This is a genomic window from Gluconobacter morbifer G707, from assembly GCF_000234355.1.
Lineage (GTDB): Bacteria > Pseudomonadota > Alphaproteobacteria > Acetobacterales > Acetobacteraceae > Gluconobacter > Gluconobacter morbifer.
Genome location: NZ_AGQV01000001.1, coordinates 903,649 through 921,264, shown reverse-complemented (window position 1 = coordinate 921,264; position 17,616 = coordinate 903,649). Strand labels below are relative to the sequence as shown.

Here is a 17,616-nt window from a genome sequence, read left to right as displayed (position 1 = left end):
GATTGGGGGCATGGTGACATGACATCAATACCGGAATCCTGCTCAGAAACATTGCTCCCGCCTAGTCATTCCCTGGAACAGGATTTTCACTTCAGAATTATAACGATACTGCAGCACATGATGAAGCCTTTTCCCAAACGATCCCGTTTCTGCGCAGCCTCTCTTATGGCGGCTTTTGTCATGAGGGTGCCGTCTGCTTTCTCCGCCCCTACCCTCCCGGCATTGTTCGATACCACCGCTCCTCTTGCTGCTCAGACCGGGTCCGGAACGGGCTGGAGTGTCTCGGTTTCCAAGGGGCCCACAAAGGATGAAGTTCTGACCGCTCGGGCAGGGAGCGGCCTGACTGGCCTTCAGATCCTCCGCCTGGATGCCACCAACGTTACGACCCGCACCATCATTGCCCATCCAACAGGCAATGAGCCCCTCCGGATCAGTAGACGGAGCCATCTGACATATGCGATCTTTCCGGTGGCCGATCCTTTGTCCCTGACAGATCCGGCAACTTTTTCCAGCCTCGATCTTCTATTCACAGACGGCACGCGCGCCTCCATGCTTGGCGCGCACGACATTACAGGAACACCGCTGACGGCGCAGAATCAGGGTACGGGTCGGGCGCTTTATCCCAATCAATGGAATCTGGTGGATGTGCCCTTGGGCGCTATCGCCGCTGGCCGGACTGTCGCTGCAATAGAGCTCTGCTCGCATGCAGCCCATGCTGTTCCCCGTCATCTCTATATCGATGCGATCTCAATTGGTGAGGCCAAAGATATTCAGGGTCTGACGCCATCGGACCTTGTGGACACACGACGCGGCACCAATGCGAATGGTCACTATTCTCGTGGCAACAATTTCCCTGCGGTTGCTGTACCGCACGGTTTCAACTTCTGGACTCCCGTCACACGCGGCAACTCCGACTGGCTTTATCAATATCAGGAGCGCAACGGCCCTGATAACCATTCCCGCCTTGAGGCGCTGTCTCTCAGCCATGAGCCCAGTCCTTGGATGGGAGACCGCAACACTTTCCAGATCATGCCGGTACCGGGATCCGGTAGCCCGTCCGCCGATCGCACTGCCCGTGCCGCCACCTTCAGGCACGACCACGAAACTGCCCTGCCTTATCAATACGCTGTCACTCTCGACAACGGCATCACCGCCGAGATAGCTCCCACTGACCACAGCGCTATCCTGCGGTTCCGCTATCCGGGTGCATCCCGTGGGCAAGTGATCTTCGATAACATCACCAACCAGGGCAGCCTCATTATGGCCCCGGACGGTCGCAGTGCGGATGGTTACACGGATATCGCCAGCGACCTTTCGACCGGCGCCAGCCGCATGTTCTTGCATCTGGAATTTGACCGTCCGGTTGTTGCTGCCGGTCATCTGACCGGCCAGAAACGGGACAAGGTACAGGCTTGGGCCGCCTTCGATACAAAGGTCGACCCTTCCGTTACCATACGGATTGCCACATCCCTCATCAGCCTCGATCAGGCCAGGCACAATCTCGCACTGGAACTTCCTTCTGATGCAAAGTTCGAAACCGTGGCGCAGGCTGCAAAGGACGCGTGGAACAGCCGACTGGCGCGCGTGCAGATCCCGGGAGCACCAGCGGATGAACAACGTACGCTCTACGGCAATCTCTACCGGATGTATCTTTACCCCAACAATGCTGCCGAAAACGCAGGAACGGCTGACGTGCCGCATTTCGTGCATGCCAGTTCCTTCCGATCTCGGCTCGCGCCCGATAGCCCAACTCGGACCGGCGTTCCTGTCCTGGATGGAGTGCTCTACGTCAATAATGGTTTCTGGGACACATATCGCACAGCGTGGCCCGCTTATGCCCTGCTGACCCCGGATGAAGACGGACAACTCATCGAGGGTTTCGTGCAGCAATATCGCGAAGGCGGCTGGATCGCCCGGTGGTCCTCTCCCGGCTACGCCGATCTGATGACCGGAACGAGCGCTGACGTCGCCTTTGCCGATGCGTGGAGCAAACAGATCCGCAACTTCGACACATCGTCGTTTTATGATGCAGGCCTGAAAGACGCTACGGTTATTCCCGACAATCCCGGCGTTGGACGAAAGGGCCTGAACCGCTCGGCTTTTCACGGTTACACCGATACCGACACGGATGAAGCCCTGTCCTGGTCCAACGCAGCAACCCTGAATGATTTCGCCCTGGGCGAAATGGCCAGCGCCCTCGCTACCACGACATCGGCAAACACACGGCAACAGGCTGATTATGCTGCCGAAAGCTGGTACCTGCATAATCGGGCTCTCAATTACGTCCATTTGTTCGACCGCGACGTCGGATTTTTCGTCGGGCGCCGCCCGGATGGCCACTGGAGAGCCACCAAAGAGAACTTCGACCCATTGGCTTGGGGAGGCGATTATACGGAAACCAATGCCTGGACCATGGCTTTCGATCCCGTTCAGGACGGTCAGGGCCTCGCCAGCCTTTACGGTGGCCGCACGGGCTTGGCCCGGAAACTGGATGCCTATTTCACGACGCCCGGCGTCTATCATACGGGCGCCTATGGCGGCGTGATCCATGAAATGCGGGAAATGCACGACATCCGCATGGGGCAGTACAGCCACAGCAATCAGCCTGCACACCATATCCTCTACATGTACGACTATGCAGGACAACCCTGGAAGGCACAGGACCGCATCCGCGATGTCATGAACCGGCTTTATCGCGGTACGGCTATCGGCCAAGGCTATCCCGGTGATGAGGATAACGGCGAGATGTCGGCTTGGTGGCTCTTCAGTGCCGCGGGATTTTATCCCTTGCGGATGGGCACGCCGACTTACGCCATCGGCGCGCCGCGCTTCGAGACCATGTGCCTGAAAGTCGGCCATGACCGGATCCTGACCATCCGCGCACCAGGCGTCAGTGACCGCAACCGCTTCGTGCAGTCCGTCATTTTCAACGGCAAACCGCTGACGCGCTGGTGGCTGACCCATGACGAAATTGCAAACGGAGGCGAACTGGTGTTCCACATGGGGCCAAGCCCATCACACTGGGGCACCACTCCAGCCGCGTCCCTTCCGTCCCTGACGCCGGCCGGCCAGACCCCAGACCCGGCCATTGATCTGACAGACCTGCCTGGCGCACGGCATTCCGGACCCGAGGCCCTGTTTGACAATGACGCCATGACGGCCGCTCCCGTTTCCATCCTGACCTCCAGCAGGACCATTACTCTTACGCTCCCGTCTTCCGTCGTGGCGCAGGCTTATACCGTGACATCTTCCGTAGACCCCGCCCATGCACCCTCGTCATGGGAAATCCTGGCCTCTAATGACGGGAAAACATGGCAACGCGTGGATTATCGCGACGGCGAAGTCTTCCGCTGGAAACACCAGATCCGGCCGTTCCTGCTATCTCATCCTGCCCGTTACCACCTGTATCACTGGCACATCCTGCAACCCGCTACAGTCGAAGCCAGTGAGTTTGAACTCCTCGGCCATCCAGCCACCAGACCACACTAACCATTCTGTCCGGAGCGCAGCTATGCAGGGCGGCGCCTTTAGTAAGTCTTCCACGGAGTAAAAAACCTCATGGCGCGTCTCAAGTCGTCCCATTATTTACTGGTCGCCACTTTGGTGGTGGAATCTATTCCCGTTCTGGCCATGGCACAAACCGTTGCTTTGATGGATAAAGGACCGGCCTGGACTGTGGATCCGCGGATCGGAACGGGTGGTGCAGGACATACCTATCCAGGCGCGACTGTTCCTTTTGGAATGATCCAACTGTCACCCGATACGGCGATGACGGATTTTCATCATTCCTATGCCTGGGCCGCTGGCTATCAGTATAACGACCCCACGATCATGGGCTTCTCACATACTCATTTTTCGGGAGCTGGTCATTCCGACCTTGGGGATGTGCTGGTTATGCCTGTTTCCGGTGATGTCCGGCTAGAACCCGGAGATGCTGCCGTGCCCGGAAGCGGATACCGGTCCCGCTTCCGCCATGATACTGAAGTGGAGCGGCCAGGATATTACGCCGTCACGCTCGACGATTACAATATCCGCGCGGAACTCACTGCGTCTCGTCGTATCGGTTGGCATCGTTATACCTTCCCCAAGGAGAAGCCCGCCCATCTGCTCCTCGACGTGCGCCCGAGCATCTATGACTATCCCGGCAAGGTCCTCTGGACCCGACTGCATGTCGGGAACGACGGCACCGTTTCGGGATGCCGTGCGACGCGCGGCTGGGCGCCGGGACGTGTTCTGTGTTTTGCCATGCGTTTTTCAGAACCGATGGTTTCACGCACATTATATAACCGGGAGACGCAAATTCCGTATCGTGGTTTCCGTGGCCCGGGAAACCAGCCTGTTGACCATGACGCACAAAACGGGCGGGCGCTGGAAGGCGTGTTCGATTTCGGACATCTGAATGGTCCGCTTCTGGTCAAGACCGCCATTTCTCCGGTCAGCGAAGAAAACGCCATCGCCAATCTGGAGAGCGAAGGACAGAGCTGGGATTTCAATGCACAGCAGGCAGCAGCCCTTGCAGAGTGGAACAAGACTCTGTCCGTCATCGACATACAGGGCACTACGGACCAGCGCACCGGTTTTTACACGGCACTCTATCATGTAATGCTCGCGCCAACACTGAGCATGGATGCGAATGGAGACTATATTGGCCCAGACTATCTGCGCCATCGGGCGGATGGGTTCGAATTCTATTCCACCTGGTCAACATGGGACGTCTATCGCGCCCAACAGCCTCTTCTAGCCATCCTGCGCCCGGATATGAGCTCTCACTTCATCCGTTCCCTTCTTGCTTCCCAGCAAAACAGCCCATTTGGTCTTCTGCCGGTCTGGGCCTATCAGGGACTGGAGACTTGGTGTATGATTGGCTACCACGCCGTCCCTATTATCGCAGATGCCTATCTGGCCGGAGTCAGGGGCTTTGATGCCGATGCCGCACTAAAAGGTATGATCCGCAGTGCAACCTATGGTCCGTATGGGGATCTGCGCGATTACATGAAAATGGGCTATGTTCCGATCGACAGGGAGGCAGAAGGCGCTTCCAAGACACTGGAATACGCCTATGACGACTGGACCCTCGCCCGCATGGCTCATGCGATGGGTAAAACAGACGTTGCGAAAACATTTGAAAAACGTTCAGAAAACTGGCGACAGGCCTGGGACCCGAAGACTGGCTTCATGAGAGCACGTCTGTCCACGGGCGAATTTCATGTCCCCTTCACAGCTGCCGCAGCAGCCTATGGCAGTGACTACACCGAAGGGAATGCATGGCAGTATTCCTGGTATGTCCCTCAGAACATTCCGGCGCTGATTGATGTCATGGGCGGGCGACAGAAGTTCATGGCCCGGATCGACGAACTCTTTGACGCCAAGGTCGATCCGGCCATTTTCAAGAATGTCGAGGATATCAGCGGCCTGATCGGATGGTATGCACACGGCAACGAACCTGACCATCATGTCGCTTATCTCTATGACTATGCTGGTGCGCCTTTCAAAACACAGAAACGTCTGACCCAGATCATGGAGACCCAATATGCCCTTCGTCCGGATGGTCTGGCGGGCAATGACGATCTGGGCCAGATGTCGGCCTGGTATCTGTTCACGACACTTGGCTTTTATCCAGTAGCGCCCGCCAGCCAGGAATATGCGATAGGAAGGCCTTTCGTTTCCCGGGCTGTCCTCCATCTAGGCAACGGGCATGATTTCACGGTCACGGCCGACAATCTGGACGACAAACATCTTTATGTCGGGCAGATGACTCTCAATGGCCATCATCTTTCAAGGCCATTCCTGCACCAGCAGGATGTTCTCAACGGCGGCGAACTGCATTTTGTCATGCAGACCCAACCTCCTGCGTGATTTCCCTATCCTGAACTGACACCTGCATTGACGCTGCCAACATAACTCACCATGAAGGCCATGCTTTGAGGATGGTGTCAGGTAATCAGGTGTAGGGTTCTTAATCCTAGGACTCATTGATCTGAGTTGAGAAATCTGATTCAGGCTCCGTGAGAAGATTAAAGATGAGCGAGCTGTACTGGCTGACGGACGACCAAATGGATCGTCTGCGGCCGTTCTTCCCAAAGAGCCATGGCAGGCCGAGATTGATAACCGTCGTGTGCTGAGCGGCATCATCTTTGTAAATTGGAACGGTCTGCGCTAGCACCATACGCTACGACAGATATCCGACCGCTTTCTCCTTAGCTATCTGCCTCGCAGCAACCGTCGTGTTCTGAAGTATGTGTCCTGAGCAAGAAAAACAGATACAAAAAGCTGGTCATTCATAAATTCTGGTAATGGAAGGCTTTGACAAACCTCTCTTGAAGGTGATGAGCCTGAAGCACGGATTGAAACGTTTTCTTCCTTACCCGTCCCCTGAGGAAGAAAGACACGATGAAGCGCTTTTACAATCACCGCGATACTCTTGTCGCTGAAGGCATTGACGGATTTCTGAGATCTTCGGCAGGCTATCATCTCTGCCGCCTTGAAGGACATGATAACATCCACGTCGTTCTCAGGAAGGACTGGGACAAATCGAAAGTCGCCATTGTTTCTGGTGGTGGGTCCGGCCATGAACCAGCCCATGCAGGTTTCGTCGGAAAAGGTATGCTGACCGCAGCCGTCTGCGGGGCACTCTTCGCCTCTCCTAATGTGGATGCCATCCTTGCTGCGATACTGGAAGTTACCGGAGACGCAGGCTGTCTGCTGATCGTCAAGAATTACACTGGCGACCGTCTGAATTTCGGCCTCGCGGCGGAGCAAGCACGTCTTCTGGGAAAGAATGTCGAACTTGTCATCGTGGCTGATGACATAGCGCTCGGCCGCGGCCCCCATGCCCGAGGCATTGCCGGAACGATCCTCGTCCAGAAGATTGCGGGATATGCTGCGGAGACAGGTGTCCGCCTGACAGAGGTCAGACAGGTTGCCACCGACGCCATCAAAGCAACGGCATCGCTTGGCCTCTCTCTGTCCGACGTCAATGTGTACGATCCAGAGCACAAGACACGGCTGAATGAAGAAGAGGGCGAACTGGGTCTGGGGATCCATGGAGAGCCCGGCACCGAGCGTATTTCTGTAGACAAACTGGATGTCCTGGTTGCGAAGGCAGCAAACACACTCACCAAGTATCTGACAGACAGCAGGCAGGCCGTCATGGTCAACATGCTGGGTGCAGTCCCGGTATTAGAAGCTCAGGCCATCGTAGATGCACTTTCCAAGACCAGCCTTGCAGACCGCATGGATTTTCTGATCGGCCCGGCTCCCATGATGACCTCCTTGGATATGTATGGTTTCTCCCTGTCTGCTGTTCCCGTACAGCCAGATTTTATCGAAGCTCTAAAATCTCCGGTCGAGCCATGGGCATGGCCGGGTATCGCGCCATTTCGGGATATTCAGACCAAGCCGACCCCATCTTTACCTGATACCTTCGTCTATAAGCCCTCATCTGACTCTTACATCGAAAACCTTATCACTTGCGGAGCTAGGATCCTTATCGACAATGAAAAGGATCTGAATGCGCTTGATGCCCAGATCGGCGATGGCGATGCAGGCTCAACCTTTGCTGAGGCCAGCCGCGTTATTTTGAAAGACATCGATCGTTTGCCTCTCGCATCTCCTCAAGAACTCTGCGAAACGCTGGGGCGGCTTCTGGCTCGTAATGCCGGCGGCTCGAGTGGCGTCCTCTTGTCCATCATGTTTGCAACAGCCGGGCAGAAGAAGGCCTGGCGCGAAGGGCTTGAGACCGGGCTGGAACGTATGCAGAAATATGGCGGGGCTTCCTTAGGAGACCGTACAATGCTTGATGCGTTGTTTCCAGCCATAGCCGCGCTTCAGACTGGTGATCTTAAGCAGGCAGCCAAAGCTGCTCGTGAAGGGGCGGATGCGACCTGCGCAATGCCTGCCAAGGCTGGTCGTGCAGCCTATATTCCCAAAGAACAACTCAGGAATATCCCCGACCCGGGTGCGGAGGCCATTGCCCGTCTTCTGGAAGGGCTTTCAAAGCTAACCTGAACACAGCAGAGCAGGGTACGACTTTTGTTCCGGATTCAGCAGATAGTCCTACGTCTGACGCTATGCTTCATCTCATGACTTTTAGAAAAGCTGCTTTGAGAGCCGCCGGAATGCAACCTATCCCCTCACGAGCTCGTTATGTGGATACAGGAAAGTTGTTTCATAACATTGCTTATCCAAGGGAACAGTCTGCATGTCAGTCTATCAAACACTCAAAGAAGCTATTGAGAAAAAAAGTGCCGTTACTTTCACGTTTCACGGCAAAGCAGGATTTGGATCGCCTCATTCCCTTGGAACAGGGGATGGTGAAGAAAGGGTCCTGCTCTACCGCGGTGAGGACGCACATGAAAAGGAAGTCCCTCCACAGGGAAAATGGAGCTGCATCAGGGTTCAGGATCTGACCGATGTCCATCTCCTTTCCGACACACCATTTCATACAGGTCATCCAGCGGAAAGCCATCTCCAAGGGCTGCATAAGATTGATGTGTCTGTCTGAGTTCAGGCAAATCTCGCAACTCATTCCTTAATAGGAGGCCAATTTTATGGCTGACCATTCCATTCCACACGCCGCAGACTCCATTCACGATCTTGGTCGCAAGGCGGCGCATACACCTGACCTGCTGACCGATGCGGAGCGCACTCGCCTGGCAAATCATGTTCTGAAGGAAGGTGAGCATCCTACAGATGAAGAACAGGAAATTGCCAAGGAGATCCTCAAAAATCCCCAGAGCGTGAACGCATCACAAATTGAGAATCTGGGTCACAAAACGCTGGCACGGCATTAGCCCATTAATCGGAGGCTGCTAGTTCTATCGGTCAGCCTACCGGCCAGGCGACCCACCGCTCTCTCCCGCTCCGTGCGCCAGACGCGCACGGAGCGCGTCAATGAAGACCCGGACCTTTGATGAAAGCTGCGATGTGGCGCTTAGGCCCAGAAAATCGGGAAGACCTCCTGTTCCCATATTGATCTTTAGCAGTATTTTTAGAGCTGCTGACTCTGGCACGGTAGATCCAACAGGCACGGAAATGATGTCATCCTGGCCCTGCATGTTGGTGAACCGCCAGCTCTCGGGACGGTCTGTCCAACCCAGAAGAGTATGGGACGTCAGATCGGACGGTGTCTCAGGGATGCCATGCTGCCTGAGATAGACTGGACTGGCACAGAGCCATAACGCAATCGCGCCAAGACGACGTGCAATCAGACCAGAATCTGGAAGAGCACCGATACGGATTGTCACGTCAACGTCTTCACGGGCCACATCCACGATGCGGTTCTTCGTCTGCAGATGCACCCGGATTTCCGGAAACCGCCTGAAAAATCCCGGAATCATGGGGGCGACGAGGCCAAACACAAACCTCATCGCAGCGTTGATCCGCAACAGACCACATGGCTGACCGCTTACGCCATCAAGAGCAGCCCTGACATCTTCAAACTTGTTAATGACGCGGCGGGCATGCGGAAGAAGCATCAATCCCGCTTCTGTCAGACGCAGGAGGACAGGCCGGGCCATCACACACGGCATGCAGCTTTGAGTTCAGACTACCTTTCGTGCGTTCGATATGGTGAGGAATAGCCCTTTTTTAAGCAGGGACGCTGCTGTCCTGTGCGCCTTGAGGTATGTCACATCGATCATCAGACGCGTCGAACGGCCTGCCTCTTCTGTTAGTGCGACGAAAATACGGTCAAAGACACCCAAGCGGCTCTACCGAAGAAAACAATTTGTATAGGGTCATGTGAGGGCCATACCTTCTCAAGGCATCTTTCAACCGAAACCCGTGACGGATCACATAAACGATCCCGCTCAGAACCCGTCGATCATCTACAATATGACACTCCGAGCGCCAAAGAAAATAAAACTTAATCCTCTCCATCTGGCGCTCAGACAACAAAAACATGTAACTCACAGGCTCTTCCCTCCCAAAGGCCTGCGAAACATTGAACACAGCTCAATTCAATGAATTAATAGGTCCTGAGCATAACCAACAGCGTATCTGGCTGCGCCAGTCATGTCTTCGATAGCCAAGATGGTGGATATACCAAAACAACCCTAGTAATTTCAAAAATAACCGGAAAAAAGTCACCGATACGGGACATAAAAACAGAGAAAAAAGACCAATATTATTTCAATACATTTCTTATAAATTTTTTTATTTCCTTATTCAGAAAACTGCACTCGGAAATATAAATTCACTTTTTAGTAAGTAAATATATTACAAAACTTCTCGTACCGATTTTGTACAGAAACTTTATACCTACCCTAGCGCTACCTCTTTTCCCGAACACAAAAATCAACCTGACAACATCGCGAAATCGGGTTTTCGATCTGAAATGCGAAGCGGTCAGCCACGCGTGCAACTTAATCAATCCCACTTATTTCTTTCATAAGGAACTTCAGTCATGTCAATTTCAGAAAAAACGCGCGACGTCTTTATTCTTGGACTTCGCAACCAGCATGCTGTCGAAAATCAGGCAATCGAACTCCTGCAAAGACAGATCGACCGGCTTGAGCACTATCCCGATCTGTCGCAACGGATGACTGAACATGTCAGGGAATCCCAAAACCAGGCCGAACGGTTAAAAAAGTTGCTGACAACGTACGACAGCAGTCATTCAGCCACCAAAGACGCAACGCTGTCTCTCATGGGCAATCTCGCCGCACTTGGGCATATCTTTGCTGCTGACGAAGTCATCAAAAATTCCTTTGCGAACCTGGCATTCGAAAACTACGAAATCGCATCATATCGTTCTCTCATCACACTTGCCGAATTATGCGAAGATCAGCAGGCCTCGGCGATGCTGAACCAATCTCTTGAAGAAGAACAGGCCATGGCGCAGTTCGTAGAACGCAATATCGACCCCACGACCCGTCTCTACATTGCCCGGCTGGAACAGGGCGAAACCGCAGGGCGCTGAAAAGCCGGTTGGACTCACGATAGAATTCTTCGTCAGACCAGACGGAACAAAGAAAGAAAATGATATGTATCACCATGTGGAACAGCTCATGTATACAGTCCGTATCAGTGAGCCTGATCCATATTTCGGCAATATGCTCTTGGAGCAGTTTGGCGGCTGTAATGGTGAACTGACCGCCACAATGCAGTATTTCATTCAAGGAATAAATACGGACGACCCTAAACTCAAGGATGTGCTGATGGATATCGGCACTGAGGAACTGAGCCATTTGGAGGTAGTCGGCACTCTCGTGCGTGCGCATTTGCAGACCACAGCGAAGGACCGGTGGGCTGCCGAAGCTACTTCCCTTCTTGCCATCATGGGCGGTGGAGGGATCAATTTCTACAATTCACAAGGCAGGTCATGGACCGCTGATTACCTACGGCGCCATCAATGTCACCAATCAGTGGGCGCCTGGCGCCGGCTACGAGGTCGTGAAAAATCCAGCGTTCAATCCAAGCGACATGAAAGTGGACGGTTTACGTACGTAACGTTGCCCGAAAAAAGTCTAGCATAGTTGAAAGAGACACGCCTTCCAGTTGAAGCCATCGTGTCGTCGAAAAAATCCGTCACAGCGATCTGCCACGGCTCACAAACGCTTATCGAAATGGGCGTGCTTCAGGATTGGACGGTTACATCCTGAGCCGCCATAAAGACCGACATGAAAACCGAACCGATGGTTCGGGATTTACTGAGCACTGGTCCATCTGTCGATGAAATATTGGAGATCCCGTCGGCCATAAACCGAGCTTTTCGGCTTCCAGTAACTCATTCGTACGAAAACAGAGGAAAACCAGTGCACTGCGCATCTGTTTACTTCAGAACAATATCAAGCAGGATGACTTCTCATGAAAGCACTGACCTGGCAGAAAAAGGGTAAGATCACATGTGAAAGCGTGCCTGATCCTACTATTTTTGATGGACGTGACGTCATTATCAAGGTGACAGCCTGTGCCATCTGTGGCTCTGACCTTCATCTGATGGACGGAATGATGCCAACCATGCAATGCGGCGACGTTCTTGGCCATGAGACAATGGGGGAAGTGATCGAAGTCGGAAAGGACAACACGCGTCTTTCGGTAGGAGACCGTATTGTCGTTCCCTTCACCATCGCCTGTGGTGCGTGTCGGCAGTGCCAATGGGGCAACTGGAGTTGCTGCGAACGAACGAACCCCAACGGCCGTGAGCAGGCTGAAACGTTCGGGTATCCATTATCGGGCCTGTTTGGCTACTCCCATATTACAGGTGGATTTGCAGGTGGCCAAGCAGAATACCTGCGTGTCCCCTATGCTGATGTAGGGCCGATCATAGTGCCGGAAGGACTGGATGACGAGCAGGTCCTCTTCCTCTCCGACATTTTTCCAACTGGCTACCAGGCGGCTGAAAATTGCGAAATCACTCCGGAATCCGAAAAGACTATTGCTGTCTGGGGCTGCGGCCCTGTCGGACAGATGGCGATCCGTTCCTGCTTTCTTCTGGGAGCAAAGCGCGTCATCGCCATCGACGAAGTTCCCGAACGACTGGCGATGGCACGAGCGAGTAATGCTGAAACCATAGATTTCCGTACTCAGAACATTCAGGAAACGCTTATCGAGATGACAGGGGCACTTGGACCGGACGCAGTGATCGAAGCTGTCGGGATGGAAGCGCATGGGGCTGACACCATGATGCAAAAAGTCGGATCAGTTCTGCTATCTGCCACGACCCTAGAACGACCCTTCGCTCTTAATCAGGCCATTCTCGGATGTCGCCCAGGTGGAATCGTATCGATGCCGGGTGTCTATGCTGGTGCATTAGGTCCTGTGATGATTGGTGTTCTCATGAATAAAGGACTGACCTTGCGAACTGGTCAAACCAATACGCAGAAATATCTCAGACCCCTGCTAGAGCGAATACAGAACGGAGAGATCGATCCCTCCTTTGTCATCAGCCATCGTTCTACCAATCTTGAAGATGGCCCAGCTCTTTATGAGAAATTCAGGGACAAGAAAGACAATTGCACCAAGGTGGTCTTTCGTCCTCATGGAAACTGAACCTGTAAAACTTGACATCTCAAGAAAACGAGTCAGCTCTCAGTAAGGTTTATACATTTCCATTATCAGCGTTCCGAACCCAGTACCGACGACAATTTTAGATAAGAGGACTTCTGATAAGTACGCTGGGCATAAACTATGTCCCCATGCTTCTTATTCTATGTCAGATCGTCAGTCAGCCGCCGGCTGTCTATGGTCGCTTGCCTTGTGTTGGTTGTAGCAGTTTTCGTGTATGCGGGACTTTGTAGACCGCCTTCTGGAAAGCTCTCATCTAACGTCCGCTTTCGGAAATGCATATTGCCGAGTTCAAGGGCCGAAACGAGGCGGAAGCGGCAAGTCTGCTTCCGCTTTCGCTTCATTCCGGACATTTCCGGATGACCGTAATTTAAGATCAGATAAGGTCGGATCAGTCATTCGGATAACGAGTGAAAATCATCTGAAGCAAACCCTAAATGGCATAAATTGGTTCACCCTCCTCGAAACCGCTCGGCAACTCCACGACCCATCTTCACCGAATTCTTAGCTCTCCTGCCCGAGCCGGTGGCCAGGACGAAATCCGTGGGACCGGGCATACCATGCGATCAGAAAGCCAGTAGTAGCCAGCCCCAGAACAGCCCAGGGGAACGACGCAGCCCCCCAGGTCTCAAGCAACATACCACCCAGAACCCCTCCCCCGGCTATCGCGCTGTTCCAGACGACAACATTCATTGGCAGGGCAACATCCGCGCCATCGCCAGCTGCATCTGCAAGGGCGGTCTGGAGCAATGTCGCGGCCCCACCGAATGTCAGCCCCCATATCGTGACGCCGATCATGATCACTGCAGGCGAGGCAGATCCGATTGCGAAAACACCCGCAACAGCAGCGAATATTGCGAGACTGGCCAGAACGGACAGACGCAGGGCATGATCGACCGTGCGACTGGTCAACCAGATACCAGCAAGAGCGGCGAGACCAAAAAGCAGCAGGATGCGATCCGCCTGCCCTGCCAGCCCGGCGGGAGCGATGAACGGCACGATATAGGTGTAAAGCACATTGTGCGCGAGCATCCATGTCACTACGACGCCCAGAACAGGCCGAACCCCTGGAGTTCGCAGGACATATCCGAACGCCAGACGCTGGTGATGTGTCATACCCGGAAAATCAGGAACCTTTGTCAGAACCCAGACGATCAGCAGCAGAGTCAATGCCGACATGATCCCAAAGGCCAGTCTCCAGCCCACAACAGCGCCTAGCCATGTTCCTGCCGGTACACCCAGCGAAAGCGCGATCGGCGTGCCGACCATGGCAATGGCTAGAGCACGCCCCTGCTGGGCGCGCGTCACCATCTTGCGCGCATAGCCTGCCAGTAAGGCCCAGGCGAGCCCGGCCGCCGCACCGGCGCCATAGCGGGCCATAAGGGTCACCCCGTAATGCGCTGAAAATGCCGTAATGGAATTGAAGATCACAAAGCCGATAATCGCCAGCAGGAGAACCCGCCTTCGCCGCCATCGCTGTGTGGCAAGCGTCAGCGGGATCGCGGCACTCAAGGAGCCCAGGGCATAAGCCGTGACCATCTGTCCTGCGAGCGCCGAGGAAACATGCAGCCCGTCACCGATCTGCGGCAACAGACCGGCCGGAAGGGTTTCGGTCATGATGCAGATGAAGCCAGTCATCGCCAGTGCAAGCAGGCCGGCTAGGGGCAGTCCGTCATCGGGGCTCCTGCGGGGGGATATCGTCTCGGAGGTCATGCGGTTCTCACATATGGAACGATCGATACATATATGATAACCGCAAAATCTTGGCAATCACTTCTGGATCAATTAATATGAAAGTCTTTCAGAAGGAACAGCAGCATGGCGCGGACAGGACGTCCCCGTGAGTTTGACAGGGACAGGGCGATTGATGCCGCTATGGCGCTGTTCTGGTCGCAGGGCTACGAACCGACCTCCCTGACGCAGCTCAAATCCTGCATGGGCAATATTTCGCCCGCGAGTTTCTATGCCGCGTTCGGCTCCAAGGAAGCCCTCTTCCGTGAGGTCGTGCAGCATTATCTGGCGACTTACGGCCAGGTCATGGCGCCCTTATGGGATGAAAGCCTGCCCCCGCGTGAGGCCATTGAACGAACGCTGCGCGGTTCGGCACGCATGCAGTCTGCCCGCGCACACCCGGCCGGATGCCTGGTCGTGTCAGGCGCCAGCAACTGCTCACCCGAAAACGAACCCGTCCAAGCTCTTCTCGCGGCAGAGCGACAGCGCACGCGTGCGGGCATCAAAGCCTGCGTAGAGCGCGCCATCGCCAATGGCGAATTAAAAGCGTCCGCGGCGACAGATGTGCTGCCCAACATTCTCGCGACTTTTTTCCACGGCATCACATGCGAGGCCCGGGATGGGATGACTTCGGATAATCTGGATGCCGCCGTCACCTCGCTCCTGACATTGTGGGATCTGAATGCGGTGAAGCAGGAAACAGTAAAGCGGCCCCAAAAAAGCTGACGAGCTGACGGACGCAAAGCGAGGCTATCCCGGCAGGAATATTCTATATCGTTCGGTCCATAAATCATTGACCTCTCCTTCTGCTTCTATTATGGACCAATTGGTACGGAAGTAGTGGTTTTCGGGGCACGGCATCATGTTTCCTCAAGGAATCCGATCATGAGCACATCAAAAATAGCCCTCGTCACGGGCGCCAATCGTGGCATCGGCTACAGTATCGCCAAGCATCTAACGGTCGCCGGCATCAGCGTGATCGGCACCTATCACGCCAACGAAGACGAGGCGAAAGCAGCCGAGATCGCTCTCAGCACCGAGAACGCCAAGCTGCGCATGCTGCAACTGGACATCGCCAGCCATGCGTCGTTCACGGATTTTGCAGAGAGGGTCAAAGTCTCTCTCGCAAACGATTTCGGCCAGCGGGACCTGAATTATGTTGTCCAGAACGCGGGTAACATTATTCACACCCGCTTCGATGCCGCGTCGTCCGAGCAACTCGACAACCAGTACAACATCCATTTCAAGGGCCCCTATCTGCTGACGGCGGCCCTTCTGCCCCTGATCCGGAATGGCGGCCGCATTCTCAACATCACCTCCGCCGCGACCCGGTTCTATCTGACGGATCATGGTCCCTATTCGGCCATGAAAGCCGCGACCGAGGTCATTTCGCTCTATATGGCGAAAGAGCTGGGAGAGCGGGGCATTACCGTCAATGCCGTCGCACCTGGAGCAGTCGCCTCGGATTTTGGCGGGGGGCTGGTCCGCGATGATGCCACGATCAACAAGAGCCTCGCAGACATCACGCCGCTGGGGCGTGTCGGGCAACCCGATGATATCGGAGCCGCGGTCCGTGCCCTTCTGTCTGACGACATGCGCTGGGTGAATGGTCAGCGCATCGAAGTGACAGGAGGCCAGTCGCTATGAAAGCCAGGCAGGCACGATCGGGAGTTGCATCATGATCCACGTCATGGCCAGCAGCGTCCTCAATGCACCCGTTTCGTCCGTCTGGGGACTGATCCGTGATTTCGGCACCCTTGGAAACTGGTTGCCGGGCGTGAAAAGCTGCGTGATCGAAGGCGATGATCCTGGCGACCGTGTCAGCGCGATCCGCCGTGTTGAAATGGGCGATGTCGGTGTCATCCGCGAACAGCTTCTGGCGTTATCCGACGTGGATCATGCGGTGACGTTCTCGATTATTGAATCTGCCCTGCCGATCTGGAATTACCGTTCGACGATCAGCCTTCTTCCCGTCACGAATGGTGACCGCACGTTCATTCAGTGGCGGGGACAGTTCGAGGCGCCTGTCGAACACGCCGCCAGTATGGAGGCCCGAATGCCAATACATATCTATCAGCCAGCCTTCGACAGACTGGCAGAAATTCTGGCCTCGCTGGAGATGCAGTCATGAGCGGTTTTGAGGGTAAATCCGTTCTCGTGCTCGGCGGCAGCCGCGGGATTGGAGCCGCCATCGTGCGCCGTTTCGCTTCGGATGGTGCGAAAGTCCTGTTCACGTATTGGTCTTCCCCGGACGATGCCGAAGTTCTGGCGGCCGAGACCGGAAGCGAGGCCCTGCGTGCCGATAGCGGCGACCGTGACGCTCTCATCGCACTGATCGGCTCACTTGGTCCGCTCGACGTTCTAATCGTCAATTCCGGCATTCTTGGCGCGGGTGATCCGCTGGAGATACCTCCGGATGACATCGACCGGCTGTTTCGCATCAACATCCATGCGCCTTATCACGCCGCCGTTGCTGCCGCCCGGACCATGCCCGACGGGGGGCGTATCATCTTCATCGGTTCCGCCAATGCCGACCGTATGCCGATGACCGGGCTTGCTGCCTACAGTGCCAGCAAATCGGCATTGCGGGGCATGACCCGGGGACTGGCTCGTGATTTCGGCGCACGCGGAATCACCGTCAATGTCGTCCAGCCCGGGCCGACCGATACCGATATGAACCCTGCCGATGGTCCGCTGAAGGACGTGATGCATGGTTTCATGGCAATCAAGCGCCATGCCACGGGCGCGGAGATTGCTGGACTGGTGGCATATCTTGCCGGACCAGAGGCTGGCATCATCACCGGCGCCGCATATAACATTGATGGCGGTTTCACGGCCTGACGGAATGAAACCACCGGCTGGGAAGGGAACGAAGCC

General features: G+C 54.9%; 14 protein-coding genes and 1 pseudogene. 13 read left to right on the top strand and 2 right to left on the bottom strand.

The window, feature by feature from the left end:
- Positions 1 to 180 precede the first annotated feature (180 nt).
- From GMO_RS04185 to GMO_RS04160, 6 genes and pseudogenes are all read left to right on the top strand, one after another.
- Positions 181 to 3,489 carry a GH92 family glycosyl hydrolase gene (locus GMO_RS04185; RefSeq protein ID WP_217491385.1) on the top strand — a complete coding sequence of 1,103 codons (3,309 nt, stop codon included), beginning with the start codon at positions 181 to 183 and terminating at the stop codon, positions 3,487 to 3,489.
- 69 nt (positions 3,490 to 3,558) lie between these two features.
- A complete protein-coding gene (locus GMO_RS04180) occupies positions 3,559 to 5,856 on the top strand; it encodes a GH92 family glycosyl hydrolase (RefSeq protein ID WP_008851036.1) in 2,298 nt (765 codons plus the stop codon).
- A gap of 164 nt (positions 5,857 to 6,020) precedes the next feature.
- Positions 6,021 to 6,157: pseudogene (locus GMO_RS13760) on the top strand (transposase); the annotation flags it as partial.
- A 233-nt stretch (positions 6,158 to 6,390) separates the two neighbouring features.
- Positions 6,391 to 8,007, top strand: a complete 1,617-nt coding sequence (locus tag GMO_RS04170; protein ID WP_008851035.1) for a dihydroxyacetone kinase subunit DhaK — start codon at positions 6,391 to 6,393, stop codon at positions 8,005 to 8,007.
- A 193-nt stretch (positions 8,008 to 8,200) separates the two neighbouring features.
- Positions 8,201 to 8,503, top strand: coding sequence for a hypothetical protein (locus GMO_RS04165; RefSeq protein WP_008851034.1), 303 nt, complete (start codon positions 8,201 to 8,203; stop codon positions 8,501 to 8,503).
- A gap of 46 nt (positions 8,504 to 8,549) precedes the next feature.
- The gene (locus GMO_RS04160; RefSeq protein ID WP_008851033.1) at positions 8,550 to 8,792 is read left to right on the top strand and encodes a hypothetical protein; all 243 of its coding nucleotides are present in this window, start codon (positions 8,550 to 8,552) and stop codon (positions 8,790 to 8,792) included.
- A 36-nt stretch (positions 8,793 to 8,828) separates the two neighbouring features.
- On the opposite strand, the gene GMO_RS04155 is transcribed toward GMO_RS04160, so the two are convergent.
- Positions 8,829 to 9,518 (bottom strand): substrate binding domain-containing protein, encoded by a 690-nt coding sequence (locus tag GMO_RS04155; RefSeq protein WP_245528423.1) that lies wholly within the window; start codon positions 9,516 to 9,518, stop codon positions 8,829 to 8,831.
- 887 nt (positions 9,519 to 10,405) lie between these two features.
- Between GMO_RS04155 and GMO_RS04145 the strand changes: the two genes are divergently transcribed.
- From GMO_RS04145 to GMO_RS04135, 3 genes are all read left to right on the top strand, one after another.
- A complete protein-coding gene (locus GMO_RS04145; RefSeq protein ID WP_008851031.1) occupies positions 10,406 to 10,921 on the top strand; it encodes a ferritin-like domain-containing protein in 516 nt (171 codons plus the stop codon).
- Positions 10,884 to 11,477 carry a manganese catalase family protein gene (locus GMO_RS04140; protein ID WP_217491384.1) on the top strand — a complete coding sequence of 198 codons (594 nt, stop codon included), beginning with the start codon at positions 10,884 to 10,886 and terminating at the stop codon, positions 11,475 to 11,477. Before GMO_RS04145 ends, GMO_RS04140 begins: the two co-directional genes overlap by 38 nt.
- A 331-nt stretch (positions 11,478 to 11,808) precedes the next feature.
- Positions 11,809 to 12,993 (top strand): zinc-dependent alcohol dehydrogenase, encoded by a 1,185-nt coding sequence (locus GMO_RS04135; RefSeq protein ID WP_008851028.1) that lies wholly within the window; start codon positions 11,809 to 11,811, stop codon positions 12,991 to 12,993.
- Between the two features lie 519 nt (positions 12,994 to 13,512).
- Here GMO_RS04135 and GMO_RS04130 read toward each other — a convergent pair.
- Positions 13,513 to 14,721, bottom strand: a complete 1,209-nt coding sequence (locus GMO_RS04130) for an MFS transporter (RefSeq protein WP_040507452.1) — start codon at positions 14,719 to 14,721, stop codon at positions 13,513 to 13,515.
- A gap of 105 nt (positions 14,722 to 14,826) precedes the next feature.
- On the opposite strand from GMO_RS04130, the gene GMO_RS04125 reads away from it, so the two are divergent.
- From GMO_RS04125 to bdcA, 4 genes are all read left to right on the top strand, one after another.
- Positions 14,827 to 15,465: a TetR/AcrR family transcriptional regulator gene (locus GMO_RS04125; protein WP_008851026.1), complete on the top strand. Its 639-nt coding sequence runs from the start codon at positions 14,827 to 14,829 to the stop codon at positions 15,463 to 15,465.
- A gap of 159 nt (positions 15,466 to 15,624) precedes the next feature.
- Positions 15,625 to 16,386, top strand: a complete 762-nt coding sequence (locus GMO_RS04120) for an SDR family NAD(P)-dependent oxidoreductase (protein WP_040507450.1) — start codon at positions 15,625 to 15,627, stop codon at positions 16,384 to 16,386.
- Between the two features lie 31 nt (positions 16,387 to 16,417).
- Positions 16,418 to 16,870, top strand: coding sequence for an SRPBCC family protein (locus GMO_RS04115; RefSeq protein ID WP_008851024.1), 453 nt, complete (start codon positions 16,418 to 16,420; stop codon positions 16,868 to 16,870).
- Positions 16,867 to 17,580 (top strand): SDR family oxidoreductase, encoded by a 714-nt coding sequence (gene bdcA, locus GMO_RS04110; RefSeq protein ID WP_008851023.1) that lies wholly within the window; start codon positions 16,867 to 16,869, stop codon positions 17,578 to 17,580. The genes GMO_RS04115 and bdcA overlap by 4 nt, the downstream gene beginning before the upstream one ends.
- Positions 17,581 to 17,616: the final 36 nt, after the last annotated feature.

What these genes read in the sequence shown, in the direction of transcription:
- GMO_RS04145 (WP_008851031.1), top strand. Translation starts at nt 10,406, where the DNA reads ATGTCAATTTCAGAAAAAACGCGCGACGTCTTTATTCTTGGACTTCGC.
- GMO_RS04180 (WP_008851036.1), top strand. Translation starts at nt 3,559, where the DNA reads ATGGCGCGTCTCAAGTCGTCCCATTATTTACTGGTCGCCACTTTGGTG.
- GMO_RS04135 (WP_008851028.1), top strand. Translation starts at nt 11,809, where the DNA reads ATGAAAGCACTGACCTGGCAGAAAAAGGGTAAGATCACATGTGAAAGC.
- GMO_RS04170 (WP_008851035.1), top strand. Translation starts at nt 6,391, where the DNA reads ATGAAGCGCTTTTACAATCACCGCGATACTCTTGTCGCTGAAGGCATT.
- GMO_RS04130 (WP_040507452.1), bottom strand. Translation starts at nt 14,721, where the DNA reads ATGACCTCCGAGACGATATCCCCCCGCAGGAGCCCCGATGACGGACTG.
- GMO_RS04160 (WP_008851033.1), top strand. Translation starts at nt 8,550, where the DNA reads ATGGCTGACCATTCCATTCCACACGCCGCAGACTCCATTCACGATCTT.
- GMO_RS04185 (WP_217491385.1), top strand. Translation starts at nt 181, where the DNA reads ATGAGGGTGCCGTCTGCTTTCTCCGCCCCTACCCTCCCGGCATTGTTC.
- GMO_RS04115 (WP_008851024.1), top strand. Translation starts at nt 16,418, where the DNA reads ATGATCCACGTCATGGCCAGCAGCGTCCTCAATGCACCCGTTTCGTCC.
- GMO_RS04165 (WP_008851034.1), top strand. Translation starts at nt 8,201, where the DNA reads ATGTCAGTCTATCAAACACTCAAAGAAGCTATTGAGAAAAAAAGTGCC.
- GMO_RS04125 (WP_008851026.1), top strand. Translation starts at nt 14,827, where the DNA reads ATGGCGCGGACAGGACGTCCCCGTGAGTTTGACAGGGACAGGGCGATT.
- GMO_RS04155 (WP_245528423.1), bottom strand. Translation starts at nt 9,518, where the DNA reads ATGGCCCGGCCTGTCCTCCTGCGTCTGACAGAAGCGGGATTGATGCTT.
- GMO_RS04120 (WP_040507450.1), top strand. Translation starts at nt 15,625, where the DNA reads ATGAGCACATCAAAAATAGCCCTCGTCACGGGCGCCAATCGTGGCATC.
- bdcA (WP_008851023.1), top strand. Translation starts at nt 16,867, where the DNA reads ATGAGCGGTTTTGAGGGTAAATCCGTTCTCGTGCTCGGCGGCAGCCGC.